The 23,392-nt window shown below is 73.5% G+C and carries 25 protein-coding genes; 16 read left to right on the top strand and 9 right to left on the bottom strand.

Features of this window, described 5'->3' with window-relative positions; translation table 11 throughout:
- Window positions 1-15: 15 nt before the first annotated feature.
- The gene (locus ACFRAR_RS06270) at window positions 16-441 is read right to left on the bottom strand and encodes an SsgA family sporulation/cell division regulator (RefSeq protein WP_380695334.1); all 426 of its coding nucleotides are present in this window, start codon (window positions 439-441) and stop codon (window positions 16-18) included.
- Between the two features lie 308 nt (window positions 442-749).
- Between ACFRAR_RS06270 and ACFRAR_RS06275 the strand changes: the two genes are divergently transcribed.
- The 3 genes from ACFRAR_RS06275 (at window position 750) to ACFRAR_RS06285 (ending at window position 4,458) form a co-directional block, all read left to right on the top strand.
- Window positions 750-2,582, top strand: coding sequence for a DEAD/DEAH box helicase (locus tag ACFRAR_RS06275; protein WP_380695470.1), 1,833 nt, complete (start codon window positions 750-752; stop codon window positions 2,580-2,582).
- 380 nt (window positions 2,583-2,962) lie between these two features.
- Window positions 2,963-3,613, top strand: a complete 651-nt coding sequence (locus ACFRAR_RS06280) for an IclR family transcriptional regulator (protein WP_380695336.1) — start codon at window positions 2,963-2,965, stop codon at window positions 3,611-3,613.
- 38 nt (window positions 3,614-3,651) lie between these two features.
- Window positions 3,652-4,458, top strand: a complete 807-nt coding sequence (locus tag ACFRAR_RS06285) for a S16 family serine protease (RefSeq protein ID WP_380695338.1) — start codon at window positions 3,652-3,654, stop codon at window positions 4,456-4,458.
- A 97-nt stretch (window positions 4,459-4,555) separates the two neighbouring features.
- Here the strand turns inward: ACFRAR_RS06285 and ACFRAR_RS06290 are convergent, their stop codons facing one another.
- Window positions 4,556-5,326 carry an IclR family transcriptional regulator gene (locus tag ACFRAR_RS06290; protein ID WP_380695340.1) on the bottom strand — a complete coding sequence of 257 codons (771 nt, stop codon included), beginning with the start codon at window positions 5,324-5,326 and terminating at the stop codon, window positions 4,556-4,558.
- A gap of 152 nt (window positions 5,327-5,478) precedes the next feature.
- The gene (locus ACFRAR_RS06295) at window positions 5,479-6,036 is read right to left on the bottom strand and encodes an Lrp/AsnC family transcriptional regulator (protein ID WP_380695342.1); all 558 of its coding nucleotides are present in this window, start codon (window positions 6,034-6,036) and stop codon (window positions 5,479-5,481) included.
- Window positions 6,037-6,240: 204 nt separating this feature from the next.
- Here ACFRAR_RS06295 and ACFRAR_RS06300 point away from each other — a divergent pair, with 204 nt between their 5' ends.
- A complete protein-coding gene (locus ACFRAR_RS06300; protein WP_380695344.1) occupies window positions 6,241-6,783 on the top strand; it encodes a VOC family protein in 543 nt (180 codons plus the stop codon).
- A gap of 18 nt (window positions 6,784-6,801) precedes the next feature.
- Here the strand turns inward: ACFRAR_RS06300 and ACFRAR_RS06305 are convergent, their stop codons facing one another.
- Complete coding sequence (locus tag ACFRAR_RS06305; RefSeq protein ID WP_380695346.1) at window positions 6,802-7,314, bottom strand: hypothetical protein; 513 nt, start codon at window positions 7,312-7,314, stop codon at window positions 6,802-6,804.
- A gap of 188 nt (window positions 7,315-7,502) precedes the next feature.
- On the opposite strand from ACFRAR_RS06305, the gene ACFRAR_RS06310 reads away from it, so the two are divergent.
- The 4 genes from ACFRAR_RS06310 (at window position 7,503) to ACFRAR_RS06325 (ending at window position 11,967) form a co-directional block, all read left to right on the top strand.
- A complete protein-coding gene (locus ACFRAR_RS06310) occupies window positions 7,503-8,207 on the top strand; it encodes a response regulator transcription factor (protein ID WP_380695348.1) in 705 nt (234 codons plus the stop codon).
- Entirely contained in the window at window positions 8,204-9,697 is a 1,494-nt protein-coding gene (locus ACFRAR_RS06315; RefSeq protein ID WP_380695350.1) for an ATP-binding protein, read from the top strand. The genes ACFRAR_RS06310 and ACFRAR_RS06315 overlap by 4 nt, the downstream gene beginning before the upstream one ends.
- 252 nt (window positions 9,698-9,949) lie before the next feature.
- Window positions 9,950-10,402 carry a hypothetical protein gene (locus tag ACFRAR_RS06320; RefSeq protein ID WP_380695352.1) on the top strand — a complete coding sequence of 151 codons (453 nt, stop codon included), beginning with the start codon at window positions 9,950-9,952 and terminating at the stop codon, window positions 10,400-10,402.
- Window positions 10,403-10,575: 173 nt separating this feature from the next.
- Window positions 10,576-11,967, top strand: coding sequence for a glycosyltransferase 87 family protein (locus ACFRAR_RS06325; protein WP_380695354.1), 1,392 nt, complete (start codon window positions 10,576-10,578; stop codon window positions 11,965-11,967).
- A gap of 158 nt (window positions 11,968-12,125) precedes the next feature.
- Here the strand turns inward: ACFRAR_RS06325 and ACFRAR_RS06330 are convergent, their stop codons facing one another.
- Window positions 12,126-12,542 (bottom strand): SsgA family sporulation/cell division regulator, encoded by a 417-nt coding sequence (locus ACFRAR_RS06330; RefSeq protein WP_380695356.1) that lies wholly within the window; start codon window positions 12,540-12,542, stop codon window positions 12,126-12,128.
- 415 nt (window positions 12,543-12,957) lie between these two features.
- Between ACFRAR_RS06330 and ACFRAR_RS06335 the strand changes: the two genes are divergently transcribed.
- A complete protein-coding gene (locus ACFRAR_RS06335) occupies window positions 12,958-14,574 on the top strand; it encodes an RDD family protein (protein WP_380695358.1) in 1,617 nt (538 codons plus the stop codon).
- Between the two features lie 86 nt (window positions 14,575-14,660).
- The gene (locus ACFRAR_RS06340) at window positions 14,661-15,419 is read left to right on the top strand and encodes an RDD family protein (RefSeq protein ID WP_380695360.1); all 759 of its coding nucleotides are present in this window, start codon (window positions 14,661-14,663) and stop codon (window positions 15,417-15,419) included.
- A gap of 36 nt (window positions 15,420-15,455) precedes the next feature.
- Here the strand turns inward: ACFRAR_RS06340 and ACFRAR_RS06345 are convergent, their stop codons facing one another.
- Window positions 15,456-15,731 carry a hypothetical protein gene (locus ACFRAR_RS06345; RefSeq protein WP_380695362.1) on the bottom strand — a complete coding sequence of 92 codons (276 nt, stop codon included), beginning with the start codon at window positions 15,729-15,731 and terminating at the stop codon, window positions 15,456-15,458.
- A 219-nt stretch (window positions 15,732-15,950) separates the two neighbouring features.
- Between ACFRAR_RS06345 and ACFRAR_RS06350 the strand changes: the two genes are divergently transcribed.
- The 4 genes from ACFRAR_RS06350 to mycP all read left to right on the top strand — a co-directional run bounded on the left by ACFRAR_RS06350 (window position 15,951) and on the right by mycP (window position 20,054).
- Window positions 15,951-16,667, top strand: a complete 717-nt coding sequence (locus ACFRAR_RS06350; RefSeq protein ID WP_380695364.1) for an endonuclease V — start codon at window positions 15,951-15,953, stop codon at window positions 16,665-16,667.
- Window positions 16,668-16,765: 98 nt separating this feature from the next.
- Window positions 16,766-17,215: a hypothetical protein gene (locus ACFRAR_RS06355; protein WP_380695366.1), complete on the top strand. Its 450-nt coding sequence runs from the start codon at window positions 16,766-16,768 to the stop codon at window positions 17,213-17,215.
- Between the two features lie 38 nt (window positions 17,216-17,253).
- The gene (locus tag ACFRAR_RS06360; RefSeq protein ID WP_380695368.1) at window positions 17,254-18,684 is read left to right on the top strand and encodes a hypothetical protein; all 1,431 of its coding nucleotides are present in this window, start codon (window positions 17,254-17,256) and stop codon (window positions 18,682-18,684) included.
- A 161-nt stretch (window positions 18,685-18,845) separates the two neighbouring features.
- Entirely contained in the window at window positions 18,846-20,054 is a 1,209-nt protein-coding gene (mycP, locus tag ACFRAR_RS06365; protein WP_380695370.1) for a type VII secretion-associated serine protease mycosin, read from the top strand.
- On the opposite strand, the gene ACFRAR_RS06370 is transcribed toward mycP, so the two are convergent.
- Window positions 20,048-20,641, bottom strand: a complete 594-nt coding sequence (locus tag ACFRAR_RS06370; RefSeq protein WP_380695372.1) for a GNAT family N-acetyltransferase — start codon at window positions 20,639-20,641, stop codon at window positions 20,048-20,050. The genes mycP and ACFRAR_RS06370 overlap by 7 nt on opposite strands.
- Before the next feature lie 217 nt (window positions 20,642-20,858).
- On the opposite strand from ACFRAR_RS06370, the gene ACFRAR_RS06375 reads away from it, so the two are divergent.
- Window positions 20,859-21,455 carry a DinB family protein gene (locus tag ACFRAR_RS06375; RefSeq protein ID WP_380695374.1) on the top strand — a complete coding sequence of 199 codons (597 nt, stop codon included), beginning with the start codon at window positions 20,859-20,861 and terminating at the stop codon, window positions 21,453-21,455.
- A gap of 30 nt (window positions 21,456-21,485) precedes the next feature.
- Here ACFRAR_RS06375 and ACFRAR_RS06380 read toward each other — a convergent pair whose 3' ends face one another.
- Both ACFRAR_RS06380 and ACFRAR_RS06385 read right to left on the bottom strand, forming a co-directional pair.
- The gene (locus ACFRAR_RS06380; protein WP_380695376.1) at window positions 21,486-21,926 is read right to left on the bottom strand and encodes a hypothetical protein; all 441 of its coding nucleotides are present in this window, start codon (window positions 21,924-21,926) and stop codon (window positions 21,486-21,488) included.
- Between the two features lie 247 nt (window positions 21,927-22,173).
- Complete coding sequence (locus ACFRAR_RS06385) at window positions 22,174-22,446, bottom strand: hypothetical protein (protein ID WP_380695484.1); 273 nt, start codon at window positions 22,444-22,446, stop codon at window positions 22,174-22,176.
- On the opposite strand from ACFRAR_RS06385, the gene ACFRAR_RS06390 reads away from it, so the two are divergent.
- Window positions 22,426-23,361 carry a cation diffusion facilitator family transporter gene (locus ACFRAR_RS06390; protein WP_380695472.1) on the top strand — a complete coding sequence of 312 codons (936 nt, stop codon included), beginning with the start codon at window positions 22,426-22,428 and terminating at the stop codon, window positions 23,359-23,361. The two genes, ACFRAR_RS06385 and ACFRAR_RS06390, sit on opposite strands and share 21 nt — an antisense overlap.
- Window positions 23,362-23,392: the final 31 nt, after the last annotated feature.

Raw genomic sequence — 23,392 nt, forward strand, 5'->3', positions numbered from 1 at the left:
CCGCCGCGCCGCGCGTCAGCCGAGCAGCTCGGCGAGCGCGCGGTCGGCGTCCAGGTGCTGGTACTCCTCGCCCTCGGGGACGACCAGCCGGCTGCGCCACAGGAAGCGGCGCAGGTCGGCGGTGTCGAACTGGAGCAGCGCGGTGCCCTCCGGGGCGCGCAGCTCGATCATGGTGCGGCGGCCGAGCGCGGGCCGGACGTGGACGTCGCCGACGCCCGACGGCACCTCGATGCCGCAGGTGAGCAGCTGGCGCGCGAATATCCAGACGATGTCCTCGGCGCCGCGGCCCTCGGCGGTGTCGTCCAGCGAGAACTCGGCGGGGAAGCTCATCCGGACGGCCAGCGGGTCCTCCGCGAGGTAGGACATGACCACCCGCAGCCGGACGGAGCGGTGGGGGGAGAGGATCAGGCGGGCCTGAACGGTCTCTTCGACGGTGCGCATGGCAGGTCCCTTCGGTTCGGTGCGGGGCCGCGCTTCGGCATGGGGGGTGGTGCGGCCTCACTCTGGTGAGAGTCCTGTGGCGGGTGGTGCTTACACGGTTCCACGAGGAATTTCCTGTGAGCCGGGTCACATCGATTTCCGGCCGCGCGGGCCAGGCGCGGAGCCTCGCCTGGAGGCCCGATCGGCGCCGGACCGGTACGCTGGGCGGGTTGTCCGATTGCCGCCCGACCGCGGGGCGAGGCCGCCAAACTGCCTCTGACCTGCGATGATCCCCCTCGGAGACCGTGAGTACTGCCGCCGCCTCCTCGATGCCGCTGTTCTCCGACGTGTCGGAGCCGCAGGCGCCCGCCCGATCCGCCGGCCACGCCGCACCCGCCGGTTCGCACCACCTCTCGCCGGCCTTCCCCGGCCGCGCCCCCTGGGGCACCGCGGGCAAGCTGCGGGCCTGGCAGCAGGGTGCGCTGGACAAGTACATCGAGACCCAGCCGCGCGACTTCCTCGCGGTCGCCACCCCGGGCGCCGGCAAGACCACCTTCGCGCTCACCCTGGCCTCGTACCTGCTGCACAACCACCTGGTGCAGCAGGTGACCGTGGTCGCGCCGACCGAGCACCTGAAGAAGCAGTGGGCCGAGGCCGCCGCGCGGATCGGCATCAAGCTGGACCCGGCGTACTCCTCCGGGCCGCTGTCCCGGGAGTACCACGGCATCGTGGTCACCTACGCGGGCGTCGGGGTGAACCCGATGCTGCACCGCAACCGGACCGAGGCCCGCAAGACCCTCGTGATCATGGACGAGATCCACCACGCCGGTGACTCGAAGTCGTGGGGCGAGGCCTGCTTCGAGGCCTTCGAGCCGGCCACCCGCCGGCTGGCGCTGACCGGTACGCCGTTCCGCTCGGACACCAACCCGATCCCCTTCGTGGCATACGAGGCGGGCGGCGACGGCATCCGCAAGTCGGTGGCCGACTACACCTACGGCTACGGGCACGCCCTCTCCGACCACGTCGTCCGCCCGGTGATCTTCCTCAGCTACAGCGGCAACATGCGCTGGCGCACCAAGTCCGGCGACGAGCTGGAGGCCCGGCTCGGCGAGCCGATGACCAAGGACCTGATCGCCCAGGCCTGGCGCACCGCCCTCTCCCCGCAGGGCGAGTGGATCCCGGCCGTGCTCCAGGCCGCCGACCGGCGCCTCACCGAGGTCCGCAAGGCGATCCCGGACGCCGGCGGGCTGGTCATCGCCACCGACCAGAACGTGGCCCGCGCCTACGCCAAGATGCTGCGCGAGATCAGCGGCGAGAAGGTCACCCTGGTGCTCTCGGACGAGACCGAGGCGTCCAAGCGGATCTCCGACTTCGCGGAGGGGACCTCGCGCTGGATGGTCGCCGTCCGCATGGTGTCCGAGGGCGTCGACGTCCCCCGGCTCTGCGTCGGCGTCTACGCGACCTCGATCTCCACCCCGCTGTTCTTCGCCCAGGCCGTCGGCCGCTTCGTGCGCGCCCGCAAGCGCGGCGAGACCGCCTCGGTGTTCCTGCCGACCATCCCGCTGCTGCTGGGCTTCGCCAACGAGATGGAGCTCCAGCGCGACCACGTGCTGGACCGGCCCAAGAAGGAGGGCGACGGCCTCTTCGACGAGGAGGACCGGCTGCTCGCCGAGGCCGAGCGGGCCAACGACGGGCCGGACGGCGCGGGCGGCGAGGAGTTCTCGTACGAGGCGCTGGGCTCCGACGCGGTCTTCGACCGGGTGCTGTACAACGCCATGGAATTCGGCATGCAGGCCCACCCGGGGAGCGAGGAGGAGGACGACTACCTCGGCATCCCGGGCCTGCTGGAGCCGGACCAGGTGCAGATGCTGCTCCAGAAGCGCCAGCACCGGCAGATCCAGCGCAGCAAGACCAAGCCCGCCGAGGAGGCCGACCTGCTGGAGCTGCCGGCCGAGCAGCGCCCGGTCGTCACCCACCAGGAGCTGCGGGAGCTGCGCAAGGAGCTGAACGCGCTGGTGGCCGCCTGGCACCACCGCACCAGCCAGCCGCACGGCACCATCCACAACGAGCTGCGCCGCCAGTGCGGCGGGCCGCTCACCGCGCAGGCCACCGCGAACCAGCTCAAGGCGCGGATCGCGAAGATCCGGGAGTGGGCGAAGTAGCGGACCGGGGAGCGGGCGGGGCGGTGCTCCGGCCGACGGTGCCGCCCCGCCCGCTCCGGTGCGTCCGGACTGCGGACCGGGGGCGCGCCCACCCCCTGACACACCCGGCGAATCGCGGGGGTTTGTCCCGAATCCGGGACGGTGTTGAAGTTGATCACGCCCGAATTTTGGACAACCACTTCCGCCGCGTCATTTCCTTCACTACTTTTCCCCCACGCTCTTCCGCCGGGCAACCCCCGCGGGACGGCGCCGCAGGACCGTGCGTGCGGGTCAAGGAAGACACCGCGCGGCCCGAAGCGCGGCCACCTTTGCCTGCGCGCGACACCGACCTTGGAACGGCGCCGCCCGCCCCGCGAGCGCCGCGGAAAGGATTGCCCGTCGTGACTGCCGAGACCTCCCAGACCCTGGACCGTGGCGTCCGGGTCCTCAAGCTCCTCGCCGACTCCGAGCGGGGGCTCACCGTCACCGAGCTGGCCGCCCGGCTGGCCGTCAACCGGACCGTGGTCTACCGGCTGCTGGCCACCCTGGAGCAGCACGGGCTGGTCCGCCGCGACATCGGCGGGCGCGCCCGGGTGGGCCTGGGCGTGCTGCGGCTGGCGCACCGGGTGCACCCGCTGCTGCGCGAGGCCGCGCTGCCCGCCCTGCGCAGCCTGGCCGAGGACCTCGGGGCCACCGCCCACCTGACCCTGGTGGACGGCAACGAGGCGCTGGCCGTCGCCGTGGTCGAACCGAGCTGGACCGACTTCCACGTCGCGTACCGGACCGGTCTGCGCCACCCGCTCGGCGAGAGCGCCGCCGGCCGGGCGATCCTGGAGGCGCGCACCTTCCCCAGCCAGCGCAGGCCCGAACAGGGGTTCGTCATCACCCGCGCGGAGGAGCAGTCCGGGGCGAGCGGGGCCGCCGCCGCGCTGCTCGGGCTGAGCGGCATCGAGGGCAGCGTCGGCGTGGTGATGCTGAACGGCATGGTGCCCGAGCGGGTCGGCCCCCGGGTGGTGGAGGCGGCCACCGAGGTGGCCGACGCCCTGAGGTAACGCCCGCGCACGGCGTCGGGTGTGTTTGGATTCCCCTTGTGTCCGACACCAAGCTGCCCAAGGCCCTGACCTCCCCGCGGACCCGCGCGCTCACGCTGTGCGGCGTGCTGGTCGCCGCGCTGTTCGGCGTGGCCGCCTTCGTCCCGCTGCCGTACACCATCACCTGGCCGGGCCTGACCGCGGACACCCTGGGCTCGTACGAGGAGAGGCCGGTGCTCACCATCACCGGGGCGCCGCTGCGCACCACCGAGGGCGAGCTGCGGATGGTCACCATCACGGCGACCAACGCGGGGCAGAAGAACACCTTCTGGCGTTCGCTGCGGGCGTGGTTCGACCCGAAGGAGGCGGTGCGCCCGACCGAGACGGTCTACCCGGAGACCAACCCGGTGAAGGCCGACGAGGCGACCGCGCAGCAGATGGCCGAGTCCCAGGACTCCGCCACCGCGGCCGCGCTGAACTTCCTCCGCCTGTCGCCGGACCAGGTGAAGGTCAAGGTCGACCTGGGCGCGGTCGGCGGCCCGAGCGCGGGCCAGATGCTGGCCCTGGGCATCGTCGACAAGCTGGCCGGTGACGGCAAGGGCGGCGACCTCACCGGCGGGCTCACCGTCGCCGGCACCGGCACCATCGACAAGGACGGCACCGTGGGCCCGGTCGGCGGCGTCCCGCTGAAGACGCAGGCGGCCGCCCGGGACGGCGCGACGGTGTTCCTGCTGCCCAAGGACGAGTGCGCGGACGCCAAGGTGAACACGCCGAAGTCGCTGCGGCTGGTGCCGGTCGGCACCCTCGGCGAGGCGGTCTCCGCGCTGGAGGCGATCCGGAACGGCGGCGACGTCCCCTCCTGCTGACCTCCTGCCGACCTCCTGCCGACCCTGCCGTCCGCCGCGGGCGGGTGGGCCGGGACCCCGGGGGCCGTGGCGGCCCCCGGTGGGTCGGATCGGTGGGTCAGATCCCGAAGGCCATCGTGGCGAAGTCGTCGCCCAGCCGGGTGCGCAGCTGGGCGGCGATCCCGGCCAGCCGGTGCGCCTGGGCCATCGGCAGCGACACCGAGATCGCACCGATGCCGTTGCCCGCGACGATCGGCACCGCCGCGCCCGCAGTGCCGAGCTGGTACTCCTGGAACTGGGTGATCGGGACGGCCCGCCGCGGGCCCTGGCGCGGCAGCAGCGGCAGGTGCGCAGGGTCCAGCAGGGTGTACGGGGTGAGCGGCACCATCGGGTGGCGGGCCAGGTGGTCGCGGCGCTCCTCGGCGGTCATCAGGGCCAGCAGGGTCTTGCCGGCCGCGGTGGCGTGCGCGCCGGACCGGAAGCGGTGGCGGTCGATCAGCGGCGCGCCGGGGGCCGCGGCGGCTTCGACCAGCTCCACCTCGCCGTGCCGGTACCAGGTGAAGTAGACGGCGGCGGAGAGCTCGTCGGCGAGCGCGCCCAGCAGCATCCGGAGCCGGGTCCGGCCGCTCGCCGGGCCGTCGTGCCGGATCAGCCCGGCGACCGCGGGGCCGGTCAGGTAGACGCCGTCGCGGCGTTCCAGGTAGTGGTCGTGCACCAGGGTGCGCAGCAGGTGGTAGGCGGTGCCCAGGGCGAGGTCGGTGTCCCGGGCGAGCTGCTTGGCGGTGGCGCCCCTGGGGTGGTGGGCGGCCGCCTCCAGCAGGCGCAGGGCGCGCTGGGCGGAGGCGATGAGGGTGGGGGCGGTACCGTCGGCCGCGACGGTGCCGGTCATACGGGAGCCGACCCGGGGGAGGTCACGGCTGCCACGGGTTTGAGTCGACGGGTGGGCGGCGCGAGGAATTGTAGAACGTTCATACATAAATCTTGCGTCCCACGGTGCCTCATGGCTGTGCCAAATCGGCGCGTGGCGTCGCACGGACCCTCCTACTCGGCGGCGGCTTGGTCGATCAGCGGCAGGATCCGGTACGGAACCGGGTTCTCCAGGACGATCGCGGTGGACGAGCGGACGATCCCGTCGAAGCCCAGCACCCGGTCGATCACCCGTTGCAGATCGGCGTTGGAACGGGCCACGATCCGCACCAGCATGTCCCCGATCCCGGTGATGGTGTGCAGTTCCAGCACCTCCGGCACGCTCGCCAGGTGCGCCCGCACGTCCGAGCCCTGGCCCTGGGAGATCTCCAGGGTGGCGAAGGCCGTCACCGGGTAGCCGATCGCCGCCGGGTCCACCTCCGGGCCGAAACCGCCGATCACGCCCTTGGCCTGGAGCCGGTCCAGCCGGGCCTGCACGGTGCCCCGGGCGACCTGGAGCCGGCGCGAGCACTCCAGCACGCCGATCCGGGGCTCCTCGGCGAGCAGCCGGATCAGCCGGCCGTCGAGGGTGTCGATGGCGTCGTTGGTGCTTCCCGCCGGGGTGGCGGGAGCGCCCTGTGGGGTGGCGGAGCCGGGCGACTCGGGGGAGCTCGGGGAGTGACCGGGGGGCATCGGAGAACCGTCCTGTGGTGGGCATTCTGTACAGCTGCGGGCCAGATTCTTCCGTTCCGGGGCGCAGTTTGACCAGGAGGAAACGGAACAGTTGCGCGTAAGTCGGTCCGGCGCCACCCTCCAGCCACACCCCCGTGTGCAGGACCCCACCCCCGGTGCCGGGGGCGGCCAAGGACGGTTCGTACGCCGACCGGGAGGGCAGTCATGACCGAAACCGCCGCCGAACCCGCGCTGTTCGGGACCGGCTCCTTACCGGACCCGGCGCAGGCCGGGCCGCTGCCGACGGGCCGCGCGGACGCGGTGGTCTTCGCGGTCGCCGACGCCGCGAAGGCGGCCCGCCGCTACTGCGCCGCCCTCGGGCTGCGCTGCACCGCGTACGCCGGGCCGGAGACGGGCGACCCGGAGGCGCTCTCGTACGTGCTCGTCGCGCCGGGCACCCGGATCGTGCTCACCTCCCCGGTGCGGGCCACCGGCCCGCGCGGCCGGGAGCTGACCGCGTATCTGGACCGCCACGGCGACGGGGTGCTGGACCTCGCGGTGAGCGTGCCGGACGCCTACTACGCCTACGACTACGCGGTGGACCGCGGCGCGCTGTCGCTGGCCGAGCCGCACGAGGTGCGGGACGACTACGGCTCGGTGGTGCTGGCCACCATCGGGGTGCCGGGCGGGACCAGGCACACGCTGGTGGACCGGGCGGGGTACGCGGGGCCGTACCTGCCGGGGTACGTGCCCTGCCGGGGGGTCTGACGGGGCGCCGGACGCGCCTCAGCGGACCACCGTCTCCACGATCGGCGGGTGGCCGTTCCAGGAGGCGATGACCGAGTTGGCCTCGTCGCCCCGGACGAAGTCGACCCGCAGCCACCCTTCGAGGTTCCACACCTTCATCTGCCAGCCCGGGTCCGGGGTGGCGGAGACCAGGGCGGCCCGGTCGTCCCTGAGGTCCAGTGCGACCTTGCCTCCCGGGACCGGATAGCTCTTCACCGCGCTCGTCGCGGTGGCGGCGGCGGGCGGGGTGGTGGGCGCGGGCCGGCGGCCGGGCGGCGTGGCGGTGCTCGCCGGAGCCGGGCCGTGCGGGGCGCCGGTGGTCGTGGTGGTCGTGGTGGTCGGGGTGGTGGTCGGGGAAGGGGACGTGGACTGTGCGGCGGAGTGCTGTTCCGGGGTGGGCGTCGCCGAATGCGGCGGGTCGTCAGCCTTCGCGGAGGGCAGGGGAATCGCCGTGGGCTGCTCGAACGCGGCGCCGGTCAGCACCGCGTGCACACCGAGCCATGACAGTGCCACCGCCGCCCCCGTGGCAGCCGCCCAAGCGCCGAGCTGTACCAGTCCGTTCCGCATCGTTCGCACATCTTGCCGTATTTCCAAACGGATGGAGACCGGCACCCCCGGTATTCGGCAGGGCAGTTGCACAATGTCCGGACCGGCCCCCGAGGTACAGACCACTGCCCGCCGATGGCGTACCGTGCAGGGCCATGGCAACAGTGCTCGTGGTCGAGGACGACCCCTTCGTACGCTCCGCCCTCATCCGCCACCTGACCGATACCGGTCACGCGGTCCGCAGTGTGGGCACGGCCCTGGAGGCACTGCGGGAGGTCGCCCAGGTGGGCTGTGACCTGGTGATCCTCGACCTGGGCCTGCCGGATCTGGACGGCAGCGAGGCGCTCAAGATGATCCGGGGCCTGACCAACGTGCCGGTGATCGTCTCCACCGCCAGGGACGACGAGGCCGAGATCATCCGGCTGCTCAACGACGGTGCCGACGACTACTTGGTGAAACCTTTCTCCGGGGAGCACCTCAGCGCCCGGATGACCGCCGTGCTGCGCCGGTTCGGCGGCGGCGCGGCACCCGTCGCCCAAGTACTGCGGGTCGGCGGGCTGGCCATCGACCTCCAGCGGCGCGAGGCCGCGCTGGACGGACGGCCGCTCGACCTGACCCGCCGTGAGTTCGACCTGCTGGCCTTCCTGGCCGCCCGGCCCGGCGTGGTGGTGCCCCGCAAGGAGATCCTCGCGGAGGTCTGGCAGCAGACCTACGGCGGCGACCAGACCATCGACGTCCACCTCTCCTGGCTGCGCCGCAAGCTCGGCGAGACCGCCTCCAACCCGCGCTACCTGCACACCGTCCGGGGCGTCGGAGTCCGCCTGGAGGTCGCCGGAGGCCTGGCGGAGCACCGGACATGAGGAGGTTCGGGCGCTCGCTGCGCTGGGCCCTGATCAAGGCCGCCGTCGCCGGGACCACCATGGTCGCGCTGGCCTTCCTCATCCCGCTCGGGATGATGGTCCAACAGACCGCCCGCGACCGGGCCTTCACCGCCGCCGAACGGCAGGCCGCGGCGCTCGGGCCGGCCCTGGCGATCACCACCGACCAGGACGCGATCAACCGGGCCCTGGCGAGCACGGACGCCGGCGCGCAGGGCCGGATGGCGGTCCACCTGCCGGCGGTCGGGCAGCCCGCCGGGACGGGTGGCTCCGGCACCGCCGCCGCGGCCGGGGCGGGTGGCTCCGGCACCGCGGCCGCCGCCGGGACCGGCGAGCCCGGGGGCCCGACACTGGGGGAGGGCCGCGCCACCGCCTCCGACCTGGCCGCGGCCGGCGGAGGGGGCCGCTCCTTCACCGTGAAGGTGGGCGGCGGGTACGCCCTGCTCCAGCCGGTCGCGGTGGACACCGGACGCGCCGTGGTCGAGGTGTTCGTGGCCGAGAGCGACCTCACCCGGGGCGTCTCCACCGCCTGGCAGGTGCTCTCCGCCGTCGCGCTCGGCCTGGTCGCCATCTCGGTGCTGGTCGCCGACCGGATGGGCAGCCGCATCGTCGCCTCCGCGCAGAAGCTCGCCGCCGCAGCCCGCTCGCTCGGCGCCGGGAACCTCTCGGTACGGGTCCCGGTCGAGGGCAAGCGGGTCGAGGGCAGCCCCGAGGAACTGCGCGAGGCCGGCCAGGCGTTCAACACCATGGCCGACCGGGTGGTCCAACTCCTCGCCGCCGAAAGGGAACTGGCCGCCGACCTGTCGCACCGGCTGCGCACCCCGCTGACCGTGCTGCGGCTCAACGCCGCCTCGCTCGGCGAGGGCGACGCGGCCGTCGCCACCCGGCACGCGGTCGCCCAACTGGAGCGCGAGGTCGACCAGATCATCCGCTCGGCCCGCCGTGCCCCCGAGGACGCGCCCGCCGTCGCGGTCGGCTGCGACGCCGTCGAGGTGATCCGGGAGCGGACCGCCTTCTGGTCGGCGCTGGCCGAGGACGAGGGGCGCCGCTGGCAACTGGCCGGCGCCGAGCGGTCGGCGCCGGTGCCCGTCCAGCGCGGGGACCTGGCGGCGGCCGTCGACGCGCTGCTCGGCAACGTCTTCCGGCACACCGCCGTCGGCACCGCCTTCTCGGTGGACGTGCTGGCCACCGAGGGTTCGGTGATCGTCCTGGTCGGCGACGCCGGACCGGGGTACAGCGACCCGGCCGCCGCCCTCAAACGCGGCGAGGGGGACGGCGGGGAGGGCTCCACCGGACTCGGCCTGGACATCGTCCGCAAGCTCGCCGAGTCCACCGGCGGGGACGTCGTGCTCGGCCGCTCCGCGGTGCTCGGCGGCGCCGAGACCCGGCTGCGGCTGCGCACCCGGCCGGAGCCCGAGGAGCCCGCGCGCGGCGGGCGGCGGCGGAGCCGGGGCGCGCTGTTCCAGAAGTGACGGAGCGTCGGTACGGCGCCCGGTGACGGGCCTGCCCCGACCGGGAGGCGTTCCTGGCGGCGGATCGGGGAGTTCCTTAACAGTGGCCTAAGGGAGTTCTACCCCTCGCTCAGCCCGGCGGTCGCACCCCCGGAACGCCGCTAGCGTCGGTCGCGCCGGTCACCCGACCGAGCCGGGCCGGCTGCCCGGAGGTCCGTGCGCACCCGTGCCCGGACGGCGGCCGACCGTAGGCATCCGCGGAGGGAGCGCGCCGTGACCACCCAGCCCACCCGGTCCACCCGGTCCACCCGGTCCACCCGTCGCCCCGGCCACCGCGGGCCCGGTCGCAAGGGCGTGCTCGTCGGGGCCGCCGCAGTCGCGGGCGGGACGGTCGTCCTCGCCTCCTCGGCCTCGGCCTCGGCCTCGGCCACGGCCTCGGCCCCGGCCCCGGCCACGCCGGGCACCAGCGCGGTTCCGACCGCCACCCAGACCGTCACTCCGACGGCGAAGCCGACCACCCCGGCGCCGACCCCCACCCCGACCGTCACCCCCACGGCGACCGGTGTGCCCGTTCCCCCGGTCGGCGCCGGGGCCGGCTTCGCGCCCTTCCCGGACACCTCGCTCCACCCGCCGCACGACCGGCCCGCCACCGCCGACGCGACGTGCGGTGTCGTCGTCCAGCGGTCGCTGGACTTCGGCCGCGCCCTCGGGGCGTACGCGGGCTGACGTCCGGCTCCACCCCGCGGTCCTCTGGCCGGCCGTGCTCCGTCCACCGCGGAGACCGGCCGGTCAGAGCCACTTTTGTCACGGTGCGTAGTCGAATCGCTCCGGGCCGGCCGGGTGGCATCCGGTATCGTCGCTGGTTGGCCGAGCGGTGGACGGAGTGGACAGTGACAGCGGTGCAAGACGAGCGAAGCCCGGTGCGGACCGCCCCCGCCCCCTCGCCCGCCCCCCTGCCGGACCGGCTCCGCCACGGGCTCGGCGCTCCCGTCCGGGCGCTGCGCGAGGCTCCCCGCCGCCCGCTGCTGGCCGCCTCCGCCGTGGCGCTGCTGTCCCTGCTGGTGTACGCGGTGGTCCGCCACTTCGTCCACACCTCGATGGTGGACATGATCGTCTACCGGGCCGAGGGCGCCGCCGTGGCCGACGGCAAGGACCTGTACGCGCTGCGCGTCACCGAGTGGAGCCTGCCCGCGACCTACCCGCCGTTCGCAGCGATGCTGTTCGTCCCGACCACCTGGTTCCCGGTCCCCTTCCTCCGGGTGGCGATCACTCTCGGCAACGTCGGGCTGCTCGCCCTGCTGACCCACCTGTCCTTCAAGCTGGCCGGCTGGCCGCGCCGCGAGCTGCGGGCGGTCGGCGTGATCCTGGTGACCGGCCTCGGAGTCTGGCTGGAACCGGTCTTCACCACGCTCCGCTACGGCCAGATCAACCTCGCGCTGGCCTGCCTGATCCTCTGGGACCTCACCCGCCCGGACGGGAAGCGGAGCAAGGGCGTGGCGATCGGCATCGCCGCCGGCATCAAGCTCACCCCCGGCCTGTTCGCGGTCTACCTGCTGATCACCGGCCGGATCCGGGCCGCCTTCGTGGCCGGCTTCACCTTCCTCGGCACCTTCCTGCTCGGCGCGCTGGTCCTGCCCGACGCCACCCGGGGCTTCTGGACCGAGTACCTCTACGACTCCTCCCGGGTCGGCAAGACCTGGATCGTCGACAACCAGTCGCTGCGCGGCGCCTTCGCCCGGCTGCTGCACACCGCCGAGCCCGGCACCCTCGCCACCCTCGGGGCGGGCCTGGTCGCGCTGGCCGGCCTCGCCGTCTCCGCCTGGGCCGTGCGCAGCGGCCGCTGGCTGCCCCGGGCGGAGGCCTGGGGCGTCTGCTGCGCGGCCGTCACCGCCGTGCTGATCTCGCCGATCAGCTGGACCCACCACTGGGTCTGGTGCGTGCCGATGCTCGTCCTGCTCGCCGCCGAGGCCTCGGTCGAGCACGCCCGCCCGGCCGGTGTGCGCCGGCTGCGCTGGCGGGCCGCCTTCTGGGCCACGCTGGTCGCCTTCCTGTCCTTCGCGATGTGGGCCGCGAAGCCGGTCGGCCTGGCCGTCCTCCACCTGTCACCGTGGCGGCAGCTGCCCACCTCGGTCTACCCGTGGGTCGGACTCTGCTTCCTGCTCGCCGCCGCGATCCGGATAAGGGCTCGACGGCGTTCGGCCGGCGCGCCGCTGGTACGGCTGCCCGGACAGCGCGACGCCGGTGGCCCGGACGCCGCCCGCGGTCGTCAGCAGGCCCCCGCGGCCCGCTGAGCCGGCGGGGGCGCCGCTGCCGCTCCTGCTCTCCTCGCCGCTCCGTTCCTCGCGGCGGTGCCGTTCGGGGGCGTGCGGGTGTTCCCGCCCGCGCCCGCGCCAGTGTTCCCGCTCGGGCCCGTGGTGCCGTACGCGCCGGTGCACGCTGTGGCGCACGCCTAGGCGAGCAGCTCGGCGAGCGAGCCGTCCATGTCCAGCACGCCCAGCTCGCTGCCCGGCGGGACCAGCCGGTGCGCCCGCTCCAGCCAGGCCGCGACGACCGGCAGCGGGGCCTCCAGCAGCGCGTCCCCGGCGGGTGAGCTCAGGGCCAGACAGAGCACGCTGCGCCGGCCCGAACGGGTCGGCCAGATCCGCACGTCGCCCTGGCCGCACGGGCGGAAGGTGCCCTCGACCAGCAGCTCCCGGGCGAACACCCAGGTCACCGGGGAGCCGGTGTCCAGGTGGAAGGTGATGTACACCGCGTACGGGTCGTGGCTGCCGTAGGACAGCCGGGCCGGGACGGGGATGCTGTGCTCGGGCGAGAGCACCAGGTTGAGCTCCAGCTCGTGCTCGACGACGCTGACGGGACGCTCCATGATCGTCTTCCTCTCTTCCCTCGGGCGGTGCCCGGTTCCGGGCCCCTGTGACCTTTGAGAGGGCGATCCGCACCGGCTCTTACACACGTTTCCGGGATTTCTCCGGGAAATTTGGTGAACGGTGGTGAGCAGTGGTGAGCGGCGGACGGCAGGGCGCGCGAGCATACGCCGCGCGCCGGGTTCCCTACCGTGAGCGACCCTCCGCTGTCCGGGGAATCGCGAACTCTCCGTCCGGGCTCCGGTGAGGTACTACCCTTTGTGACTGCCCGGCGACTGTCCGCCCATCGGTGGTGCCCCGACACGCGCCGAGTTCCGGGCGCGCGCCGGGCCGTGCGCGCTGGGTGGATGCGTCCGCGGTGGTCGGGCCGACCGGCCGCGCCGCCCTCGTCAGGACCTGCCAGGAAAGAAGACCCCCATGACGGACCGTCCCTTCGCCGCCGCCGGCGACCCGGCCGTCGCGCCCGAACCGGGCTACTACCCCGACCCCTCGATCCCCGGCTTCGTCCGGTACTGGGGCGGCTCGGCCTGGGTGCCCGGCACCAGCCGGCCCGCGCCGGTCGCGGGCGAGGCGCTGGAGCCGCCCCGGTACGCGACCCGGCGGCCCGCCCCGGACGGGCCGCCGGCGCGACCGGTGCCGCCGCCGGTGGCGGACCTGGCGCGGGTGGCGGACGTGGTGCCGGTGATGGACTCCGTGCCGGTGGCGGACGCGGTGCCGGAGGTGGTGGAGGGCGGGTCGCCGGCGGGTGGCGGTGACACCGGGCCGGTGTACTTCGACCAGACCACGGGCGGAGCTTCCTTCGTCCTCGGGCCGCGGGTGGCGGAGGTGATCGGCGGGCCGGTGTTCCGGACGGTGGAGGCGGCGGGACCACTGCCGGGCTTCGCGGGGGTCCGGGGGCCCGGGGTCGAGGCGGGACCGGCCCCGGTCGTGGCACCGGTTCCGGCCCGGGTCGTGGCACCGGTTCCGGCCCGGGTCGTGGTTCCGGTTCCGCCGTCGGAGCCGGAGCCGGAACCGATGTCGGGGGAGTCCGGATGGCAGGCCGATCCGCGGGCCCAGCGGGGCCTGATGGAGACGGGCGATGCGCAGCGGTGGGTCTCCTGGGGGGTGCTTCCGGAGGCGGCTGATGCACGGGAGGGGCGTGCGGAGCCCGAGCACGCTCCGGCTGTCGTGGAACCGGCCGGGGGTGCCGCTGTCGGCGCGCCCGCCGTGGCGATGGCGGCGCGGGACACCCGGGTGCGGGAGGCCCCGGCGAGGGAGGTCCTGGCGCAGGAAGCCCCGGTGCCGGCCGTCCTGGCCTCGGGTCCGGTACCGGTGACGGGCGGGGAAATCGCTTCGAGCCGGCCTCCGGCGCCCGTGCCGGTGCCGGTGCCGGTGTCGGCCCCGGCGCGGGCCGGTCTGAGGCCCACGGCTGCGGCCGTCGCCGTGCCCGCCGCCCCGCTGCCCGCCGTACGGACCGTCCGGGAGACCGCCGTCCAGCCCCGGCCGTCCGTCGCCGCCCCCACCCGCGCGGCCTCCCGGGCCCTCCGGGCGACCAGGGCCGTCGCGCCGGCCGGGCTGGGCCGCCGGCTGGCGGCACGGGCGGTGGACACCGCCGTGCTGCTGGTGGTCGCGGTCGCGGCCGGGATCCCGCTCGGCCGCTCGGTGACCGACCACCTCCAGCAGAAGCTCGACCAGGCCCGGATGACCAGCGCGCTCACCCGGCGCCAGATCCAGGTCTGGCTGGTGGACGACGTGGTGCTGGGCAAGACCGCCGTGCTGATCGGCATCCTGCTGTTCGTCAGTCTGCTCTACGAGGTGCTGCCGGTAGCCCGCACCGGCCAGACCTTCGGCAAGCGGCTGGCCCGGATCCGGGTGGTGGACGCCGTCGTGCCCGCCACCCGGACCAGGCCGAGCCTCGGCCGCTCGCTGCTCCGCTGGGCCGTCCGGCAACTGGGCGCGGCGCTGCTGCTCGGACTGGTCTGGCCGGTCTTCGACCGCAGGGCCCGGCGGGGCTGGCAGGACCACGCGGCCCGGACCCGGGTGGTGCGGGACTGAGGACCCGTCGGACCCCGGCGTCGGGCAGGAGCAAAACGGGCAAAATGTCCCAAGCGTAGAGAATGTGTGATGTTCTACTCGGGAGCATGAGCACCCACGACCCCTCAGGCCCCCAGCCGGAGGGGGGCGGCAAGCCCTCCTTCGACAAGCAGCCCCCGCAACCGGGCGGCGGCACGCCGGAAGGCGAGCCGTCGGGCCCGACCCCGTCAGGCGGGCCGTCCGAGGGCCCCGGCGCCTACCCGGGCAGCTACGGCGGGACCCCGTACGGCGGGCCGACCCCCGGCGGGACCCCGTACGGCCAGGAACCCTACGGCCAGTACCCCTCCGGCCAGCCCCCGTACGACAAGCCCCCACCCGGCCACGGCACCGGCTACGGCCCCGGTGCGTACGGCACCCCCGGCGCCGGCCCCGTCCCCGGCATGCCGCCGATCGGCACCTGGCCCAGACGGATCCTCGCCCGGCTGATCGACTACGTTCTGGTACAGATCGTCGGCGTGGTCATCGTGGGGCCCTTCAGCGACCTCAGCACCCGCAACGGCTCGACCGAGGCGTTCTGGCTCGGCTGCCTCATCTACCTCCTCTACGAGGCCCTGATGCTCAGCCGGGACGGCCAGACCCTCGGCAAGAAGGCGATGAAGATCCGCGTCGCCATGCTCGCCGACGGGAACAAGCCCACCCAGTCCGCCGCCTGGACCCGCGCCGCGGTCTTCATCCTCCCGGCCGTGCTCTGCTGCGCCGCGCTCTGGTGGATCATCGACGGGTTCTTCGGCGTCTTCGACCGGCCCTACCGGCAGTGCCTGCACGACAAGGCCGCGAAGACCGTGGTGGTCACCACGGAGGTCTGAGCGGCGGCGCGGGACGCTCCTTCGCCCGGCGGCGGATCAGCGCTGCCGGGCGTACGCCTGTCCGGGAGCGGCAGTGGGGGTGGTGGCGGTGGCGGGAGCGGCGGCCGGGGCGGTGGTGGTGACAGCGGCGGCCCTCGCTGAGGCGGCGGACATCGAGCGCACCGTCACCACGGTGCCGAGCACCAGCGCGAACACCACCAGCACCGCGACCACCGGTACGGCCGAGGCGCCCGAGACGGCCAGCAGTGCCACCGTGGTGGCGACGACGATGCCCGAGCCGAGGCAGACGTGGACGGCGGATGGGCGCGGCATGGCGGGGAGTCCTTCGCGCGTCGGGGGATAACGGGCAGGAGTGGTGCCGGTTCCAGCAGCCCTGCCCCGCAAGGGAGTCGGGCACGTCCAGGCTAGACCCCGGAACCGGGCGCACAGGGGGCGCACGGGCTCACCCCGAGGTCGTCCGCCCCGGTCGGTACGGTGAACCGGAACCTGACGGCACCACGCACCAGCACACACCCCGGGGGAACCACCACCATGCCCATCCCCGCCGACTGGCCCACCACCGAGGCCGAGGCACTCGCCGAACAGCGGCGGCTGCGCCCGCTGGTCCAGGCCCACGACGGCGAACCGGCCCCCGACAGCCCTGCCGTCGGCCGGCTGATCGCCGGCGTGGACGTCGCGTACGACGACGACCGCGACCTCGTCGCCGCCGCGGCCGTCCTGCTCGACCGGGACACCCTGGAGGTGGTCGAACAGGCCACCGCCGTCGGCCGGATCGCCTTCCCGTACGTCCCCGGACTGCTCGCCTTCCGCGAACTCCCCGCCGTCCTCGACGCGTTGGCCGCGCTCACCCGCACCCCCGACACCGTCGTCTGCGACGGCTACGGCCTCGCCCACCCCCGCCGCCTCGGCCTCGCCAGCCACCTCGGCGTCCTCACCGGACTGCGCACCCTCGGCGTCGCCAAGACCCCCTTCACCTTCGACCACCACGAACCCGCCGCGCCGCGCGGCTCCTGGACCCCGCTCACCGACCCCGCCACCGGCGAGGAAGTCGGCCGCGCCCTACGGACCAGGGCCGGCGTCAAACCCGTCTTCGTCTCCGTCGGCCACCGGACCGGCCTCGACACCGCCGTCCGCACCACCCTCGACCTCGCCCGCCACTACCGCCTCCCCGAGACCACCCGGCACGCCGACTCGCTCTGCCGCCGCGCCCTCGCCGACGCCCAGCGCACCGGGACGACCGCGAACTGACCCTGCCCCGGGCGGGATTCGGGCCCCGTGTGTTAGACATGAGACACCGGGGCCCAGCCCCGGCCGCCAGGGACGGACGCACGGGGGAGGCGCCGACAATGGGAGCAGGGAGCACGGGTACCGGTTCCACCGGTGGGACCGGGCAGGGCTACCGCATCGAGATCGAACAGCTCCGCACCTTCGCCGGCCAGGTACGGGTGCTGCTCGCCGACTTCCAGAAGCACGCCGACGGCACCGACGCCCACGGCCGCAGCGGCATCGGCAAGTCCGCCTTCGGAACCTTCGCCGAGGCCACCGAGATCCACGGCCGCTACGGCACCATGCGGGACGCCCTGCGCGACGTCCTCAACCAGCTCCAGGAAGCCGTGAACGACGCCCAGCTGAAGGCCGACCTCACCGCCACCAACTACGAGGAACAGGACCAGCACACCGCCTCGAAGCTCAAGCTCGGCGACGACGGCTGGTCCGTCGCGGACCCCTCCGCCGGCAGCCAGGCCGCGGCCCGGCAGAACCTCACCCCGTCCAGCCGCGGCAACGCCACCCTCTAGCCGCCACCGTCCCGGAACCGAACGGAGGTCGACCAGCCGTGGTCTACACCGACTTCACCAAGTACAGCCACGCCCAGCTCCGCAAGATGGCGCAGGCCCTCGACCCCGGCGCGGTGATGGCCGCCGGAGACCCCTGGCGCAAGGCCGCCGACACCCTCAAGCAGATCCGCCAGACCCTCACCAACGCCAGCACCGAAACCGCCACCACCTGGGAAGGCACCACCAGCGACGCCTTCCACACCCGCATGCTCGCCCTCGCCGCCAGCATCAACAACGCCGCCGCCTACGCCAACGACGCGGCCAACATCCTCCACAACACCTCCGAAGCCATGGCCAAGGCCAAGCGCGAGATGCCCGAGGAACCCGGCAACTGGGACCAGATCAAGGACACCGTCGGCGACGCCCTCTTCGGCGACGACGACGAACACATCCCCGTCGCCGACCGCAAGAAGGCCGAAGCGGCCGCCGTCATGCAGACCCTCGCCATGCACTACCGCGTCGCCACCCCGGCCCTGAAGCCCCCGCCGGCCTACGACCCGAAGGGCCCGGGGAAGACGCGGGACGATCCATCAGACGGGGCGCAGGGCGATCCGATCGGAGCGGCGACGGCAGCCGCGATGGTGTCGGGTACCTCGATGGGGGCAGCAGGAGCATCGACACGGGCGACGACCGTTCCCCCTCCTCAACGCACGAAGTCCGCCCAACCGTCGGTGACGGGCCGTTCCGTGGGGAGAAGCACGCCTGTCCCGACCGATTCGGGGATCAAGGGCGGTACGGCGCAAGCCCCGTCGAATCCGTCGGCCTCCCCGAACCGCAGTTCGGGTGAGGGCGTCTCTGGCAAGCCTGTTCCCCCTTCGACGGGAAGTGTGCCGAGTCCGGTACTTGCCGGGAGCCAGGCCTCCGGGTCGGATCCAGTGCGGACCGCAGGCCCCACCACCGGGATGCCCGGGGGAAGCGCCGGGTCGGAGACCGTTCGCTCCACAGGCGCGACGACGGTATCTCCGGGTGGGTCGATCCTCGGTCAGAGCAAGATGAGTCCTGGCGGCAAGGAGATTTCGGCTGGCGCGGCGTCGGGCACGGGCTCCGGACCGCGCGCGGGCCGGACTCTCGGCGGTTCAAGTGAGGTTTACCCCGGCCTCGGTGCCGGGGGCCGTCCAGGGGCGGGCGGCCAACAGACCGGGGGATTTCTGGCACGACCGGGTGGGGTCGCGGGAGAAATGGCCAAGCCGGGTGGAGCGCCAGGCAATCAGGCGTTCACAGAGGGCGGGTCCGGGCTGGGTGCGCGAAACCGGTTCAGGGGCGAGCCCGGCGTCACCACCGCGAACGGCATGTCTTCCGGCATCCCGTTGAGCGGAGCACAAGGACGAAAGAAGGACCGGGGGAAGGACGGTAAGCGAGCGGACTACCTGGTCGAGGATGAGGAGACCTGGGCGTCGGACAAGCCCGCGAATCCGAACGTGGTGGAATGAAGCCGGTTCCTTGACGGACAACGGTTCTGATCGCATCCCGCAAGCCGACGATCTTGCGGGATGCCGCACTGAGTGGGGTGACAGGCTTGGCGAGCCGCCGGTTGGCACGTGGTTCGGCGGTGTTGGCTGCCACGGCACTGGTTTGGGGTGTAACCGCACCGGTGGCATCGGCGGACCAGATCAGGGACCAGCAGTGGGCTCTGAAAGCGCTCGAGGCTGAGACGAAAGTCTGGCCGACGAGCCAAGGCGATGGTGTGGTTGTCGCTGTGATTGACACCGGGGTGAGCCAGGACCAGCCGGATCTGACTGGACAGGTGCTTCCCGGGGCTGATTTCTCCGGCGGAAACACCGACGGTCGATCGGACAGTGACGGTCACGGCACCGGGATGGCGAGCCTGATCGCAGGGCACGGACATGGGGCCCGGGACGGGATCATGGGGCTTGCCCCGAGGGCGAAGATCCTTCCGGTGAAGATCAAGTCTGCCGAGGGTAACCCGGACTCTCAGTCCACCCTCGACCCTCAACCGTCCCTCGATCCTCAGCAGAACGACCTTGCGGAGGCGATTCGCTTTGCGGCAGACCATGGTGCGAAGGTCGTCAACATTTCTCTGGGGGGCTATTCCCGCTTCGACTCGAAGCTGCGGAAGGCGGTCAACTACGCGGTGTCCAAGGACGCCGTGTTGGTCGCCAGTTCGGGAAACAGCGGGTCCATCCTGGGCGCTGAATATCCGGCCGCCCTCCCCGGAGTCGTAGCTGTGGGAGCCGTGGACTCCAACGGGACCGTGTGGGAACGTTCCACGGCAGGTGTCGAGATCACGCTCACCGCACCCGGTGTGGGGATCTACCGTTCCGCACTGAAGTCCTCGACGGGTTATGAGCGCAGGAATGGCACTTCGGATTCCACTGCCTACGTCTCCGCCACTGCGGCGCTCATCCGCGCCAAGTATCCGAACCTGTCGGCCGGGCAGGTCATCAACCGGATGATCAAATCGGCCACCCCGCCGACCGGCGGGACAGCGGTGCCCGACGAGCACTACGGCTACGGCCTGGTCTCGCCGGCCAAGGCCCTGGAGGCGAACCCGGCCGTGGACAACGGGCCGCGGGAGAACCCGTTGGTGAACCGGCCGGAGGCAAAGGGCACGCCGCCCCCCGTCGATGAGGGTACGGGCGAGCCCTCCGTGGAACCCATGGTCCCCGAAGGGGGCGGCGGGAGCAGCGGCACGACCGGGATCTGGGTCGGTCTGGGGGTCGGGGCGGCCGTGGTGGTCGGTGTCGTGGTGCTCGCCGTGGTGCTGGTCGCCCGGGCGCGGCGGCGGGGGGTGACCGGGCGGGGGGACGGGCGGCCGCCGTACGGGGGGCCGTATCAGTGAGTGGCGAGCCATTCGTCGCGTAGGGCGGCCATGGTGAGGACGTCCCAGTAGCGGTCGTCCCAGTGGTGGGCCTGGCGGGCGCGGCCTTCGAGGGTGAAGCCGCATTTGCGGTAGGTGTGGGCGGCCCGTTCGTTGTACTCGAAGACTGCGAGGTGGACGCGGTTGAGGCGGATGGTCTCGAAGGCGTGGCGCAGGATCAGGAGGGTGGTTTCGGTGCCGATACCGCGGTCGGTGTTGCCCGGGGTGAGGGCGATCCGGTAGCCGGCGGAGGAGTTGTCGGGGTCGACGTCGTTGAGGGCGGTTTCGCCGAGGAAGCGGCCGGTGGCGGGGTCTTCGATGGCGAGGTCGAGGCGGTCGGGCTGTTCGGCGCGGGTGGTGCACCACTGGTGGATCTGTTCGCGGGTGAAGGTGGCGCGGGTGCCGGTGAGCCGGTTGGTGGTTTCGTCGGCGCAGGATTGCCACATCGGGTCGGTGTGCCGTTCGGCGAGGGGGACGAGCCGGATGGTGGGGCCGTGCAGGGTGGGCTTCACCGCGAGGGCGGCAAGGTCGGTCGGGCCGGTGGAGCGGGCGGTGGCGTGGGTGGTCATGGCGCTCAGGATCGAGGGTCGGTGTCCGGTGTGCCAGGCATTTGTTCGTTCCGGCGGACGGCGTGTGGGCGCGCACCGAGCTGGAGTGCGCGCGGAGTGGGGAGCGCGTGGCGGAGGAGAGCGCCGGGTGGATGCGCCGGGGTGAGTGGCAGTATCTCGGCGCCCGCTGGCGTTCTTGCCACTGGTGGGGCTCTTCGGTGGCGGAGATGCTGGGGCCATGAGGACTTCTGAGAACACGCCGGCCACGGCCACCGCTGCCGCCGCCGCTTCCCCCGCCGAGGGGATCGTCCCGGACACCAAGGACTGGACCTGGGTGCTGGAACGCCCGTGCCCCGACTGCGGGTTGGACACCCCGCGGGTGGTCCGGGAGGGCGTCGCCGGGATGGTCCGGGCGAATGCGCGGGGCTGGCTGGAGGTGCTGGCCGGGGACGCGGAGGGGCTGCGCCGGCGGCCCGCGCCGGGAGTCTGGTCGGGCCTGGAGTACGCGTGCCACGTCCGGGACGTCTTCCGGCTGTTCCACGTCCGCCTGAGTCTGATGCTGGGGCAGGACGATCCGCTCTTCCCCGACTGGGACCAGGACGGGACGGCCGTCGCCGAGCGCTACGGGGAGCAGGACCCGCGGGTGGTGGCCGGGGAGCTGGCGGAGGCCGCGGAGACGCTCGCCGGGGCTTTCGAGGCGGTGGCCGGCGAGCAGTGGGGGCGGACCGGGAACCGCGGCGACGGGGCGCGGTTCACGGTCGAGTCGTTCTCCAGGTACCTGGTGCACGACCCGGTGCACCACCTGGTCGACGTGACCGGCGAGCGGGTGGTCTGAGGCCGGCGTGGGGCCGGGCGGTGCGCGGGGTCACCAGCCGGAGGCCTCGCGGAGCATGGTGCGGCGCAGCCGTCCGGCCACGCTGGCGGCGTCGGTGCCGATGACGTCGGCGATCTCGGGGGCGGCGAGGCCGACGACGTAGTGCAGGATCGCCAGGTCGTCGTCGGCCGGGTGGCGCTCCGGGTCGGAGGTCACCTGCCGGGTGTGCTCGGCTACGGTGCCGCGCAGGATCTCCCATGCGTGCGCGGTGGGATTGGAGCTGCCCATCAACTCCCGCCAGTGCACGGCGATTTCCGCGAAGGCCTGCTGGACGGCGGTGGCCGCGGTGCTGTGCTCGGTCAGCCACACGCGCGCGTAGCTGAGGTACCGGGGGCGGTGGAGTTCGCAGAAAGCGGTGAACTCCAGTGGTACGTCCGCCGGCTCGCCGGGCCCCGGGGGCGGCTCGGCGGGACTCTGGTGACGGTTGGTCATCTCGGCTTCTCGGAAAGGGAGATGGGTTTCTGACGGTCGATCATCTGTGCTCACTCTACGGTAGGCCCTCGGTGCGCTGGGTGACCAATCCGATGGAATGCCCGGAACCCGTCGCCGCCAGTCCGGTTCCGGTGGCGACCGGGGGCGGGGGTGGCGGCGGGGCGGCGGGGCGGAGGCCGGCCGGGGGCCGGCGGGGCAGTGCCGCGCAGTGGCGGGGGAGACGTAGTTGCGAGCGCGTCGCAGCTGGTCAGAGGGTGTAGGACGGCAATGGCTGCAAGGCGGTTGATGTGTCACCGTAGGGCCTATGGAGGCTGACGTCCACGCCCAGGGCGCGAACCTGCGCCCGCACAACCACCCGCACAACCGCACTCATGATCGCGCCGAAGATCACCACGGACGGGGGCATGGTCATCACCACGGTGACGGCCACGCGCACGGGCGGGGTCACGGGCAGCCCGGCTCCCGTCCCGCGGCCCTGCGCCACCGCGTCGCCCACACCCTGCGCCACCGCGTCGCCCACGCCCTGCGCCCGCACTCCCACGACACGGCGGACCGGGTGGACCGGGCCATGGAGACCTCCGCCGAGGGCCTGCGCACCCTGTGGACCTCGCTCGCGGTGCTCGGCGCCACCGCGCTGCTCCAGGCCGTCATCGTGGTCCTCTCCGGCTCGGTGGCGCTGCTCGGCGACACCGTGCACAACGCGGCGGACGCGCTGACCGCCGTCCCGCTCGGGATCGCCTTCCTGCTCGGCCGCCGGGCCGCGAACCGCCGCTACACCTACGGCTACGGGCGGGCCGAGGACCTGGCCGGGGTGGCGATCGTGCTGACCGTGGCGGCCTCGGCGGTGTTCACCGCGGTGACCGCGGCGGAGCGGCTGCTGCACCCCCGGCCGGTGGACCATCTGGTGGCGGTGGCCGCTGCCGCGCTGGTCGGCTGTCTGGGCAACGAGTGGGTGGCCCGCTACCGGATCCGCACCGGCCGCCGGATCGGCTCGGCGGCGCTGGTCGCGGACGGCGTGCACGCCAGGACCGACGGGCTGACCTCGCTCGCCGTGCTGGCCGGTGCGGCCGGGGCCGGGCTCGGCCTGCGCTGGGCCGACCCGCTGGTCGGCCTGCTGATCACGGCGGCGATCCTCTGGGTGCTGCGCGGCTCGGTGCGCGAGGTGGGCCGGCGGCTGATGGACGGGGTGGACCCGGGCTTGGTGGACGCCGCCGAGGAGGCGTTGCGCGCGGTGGACGGCGTGCGGGGGGTGGGCGCGCTGCGGATGCGATGGATCGGGCACTCGCTGCGCGCCGAGGCGGACGTGGTGGTGGACGGTGAGCTCACCGTGGTGGCCGCGCACCGGGTGGCCGAGGCGGCGGAGCGGGCGCTGATCCGGGCGGTTCCGCGTCTGCTGGCCGCCACGGTGCACGTCGACCACACCCCGGTGGCCTGAGCGGGGCCGGCCGCGACGGGGCCGGCCCGAT

It is taken from the genome of Kitasatospora sp. NPDC056651 (assembly GCF_042792155.1).
Lineage (GTDB): Bacteria > Actinomycetota > Actinomycetes > Streptomycetales > Streptomycetaceae > Kitasatospora.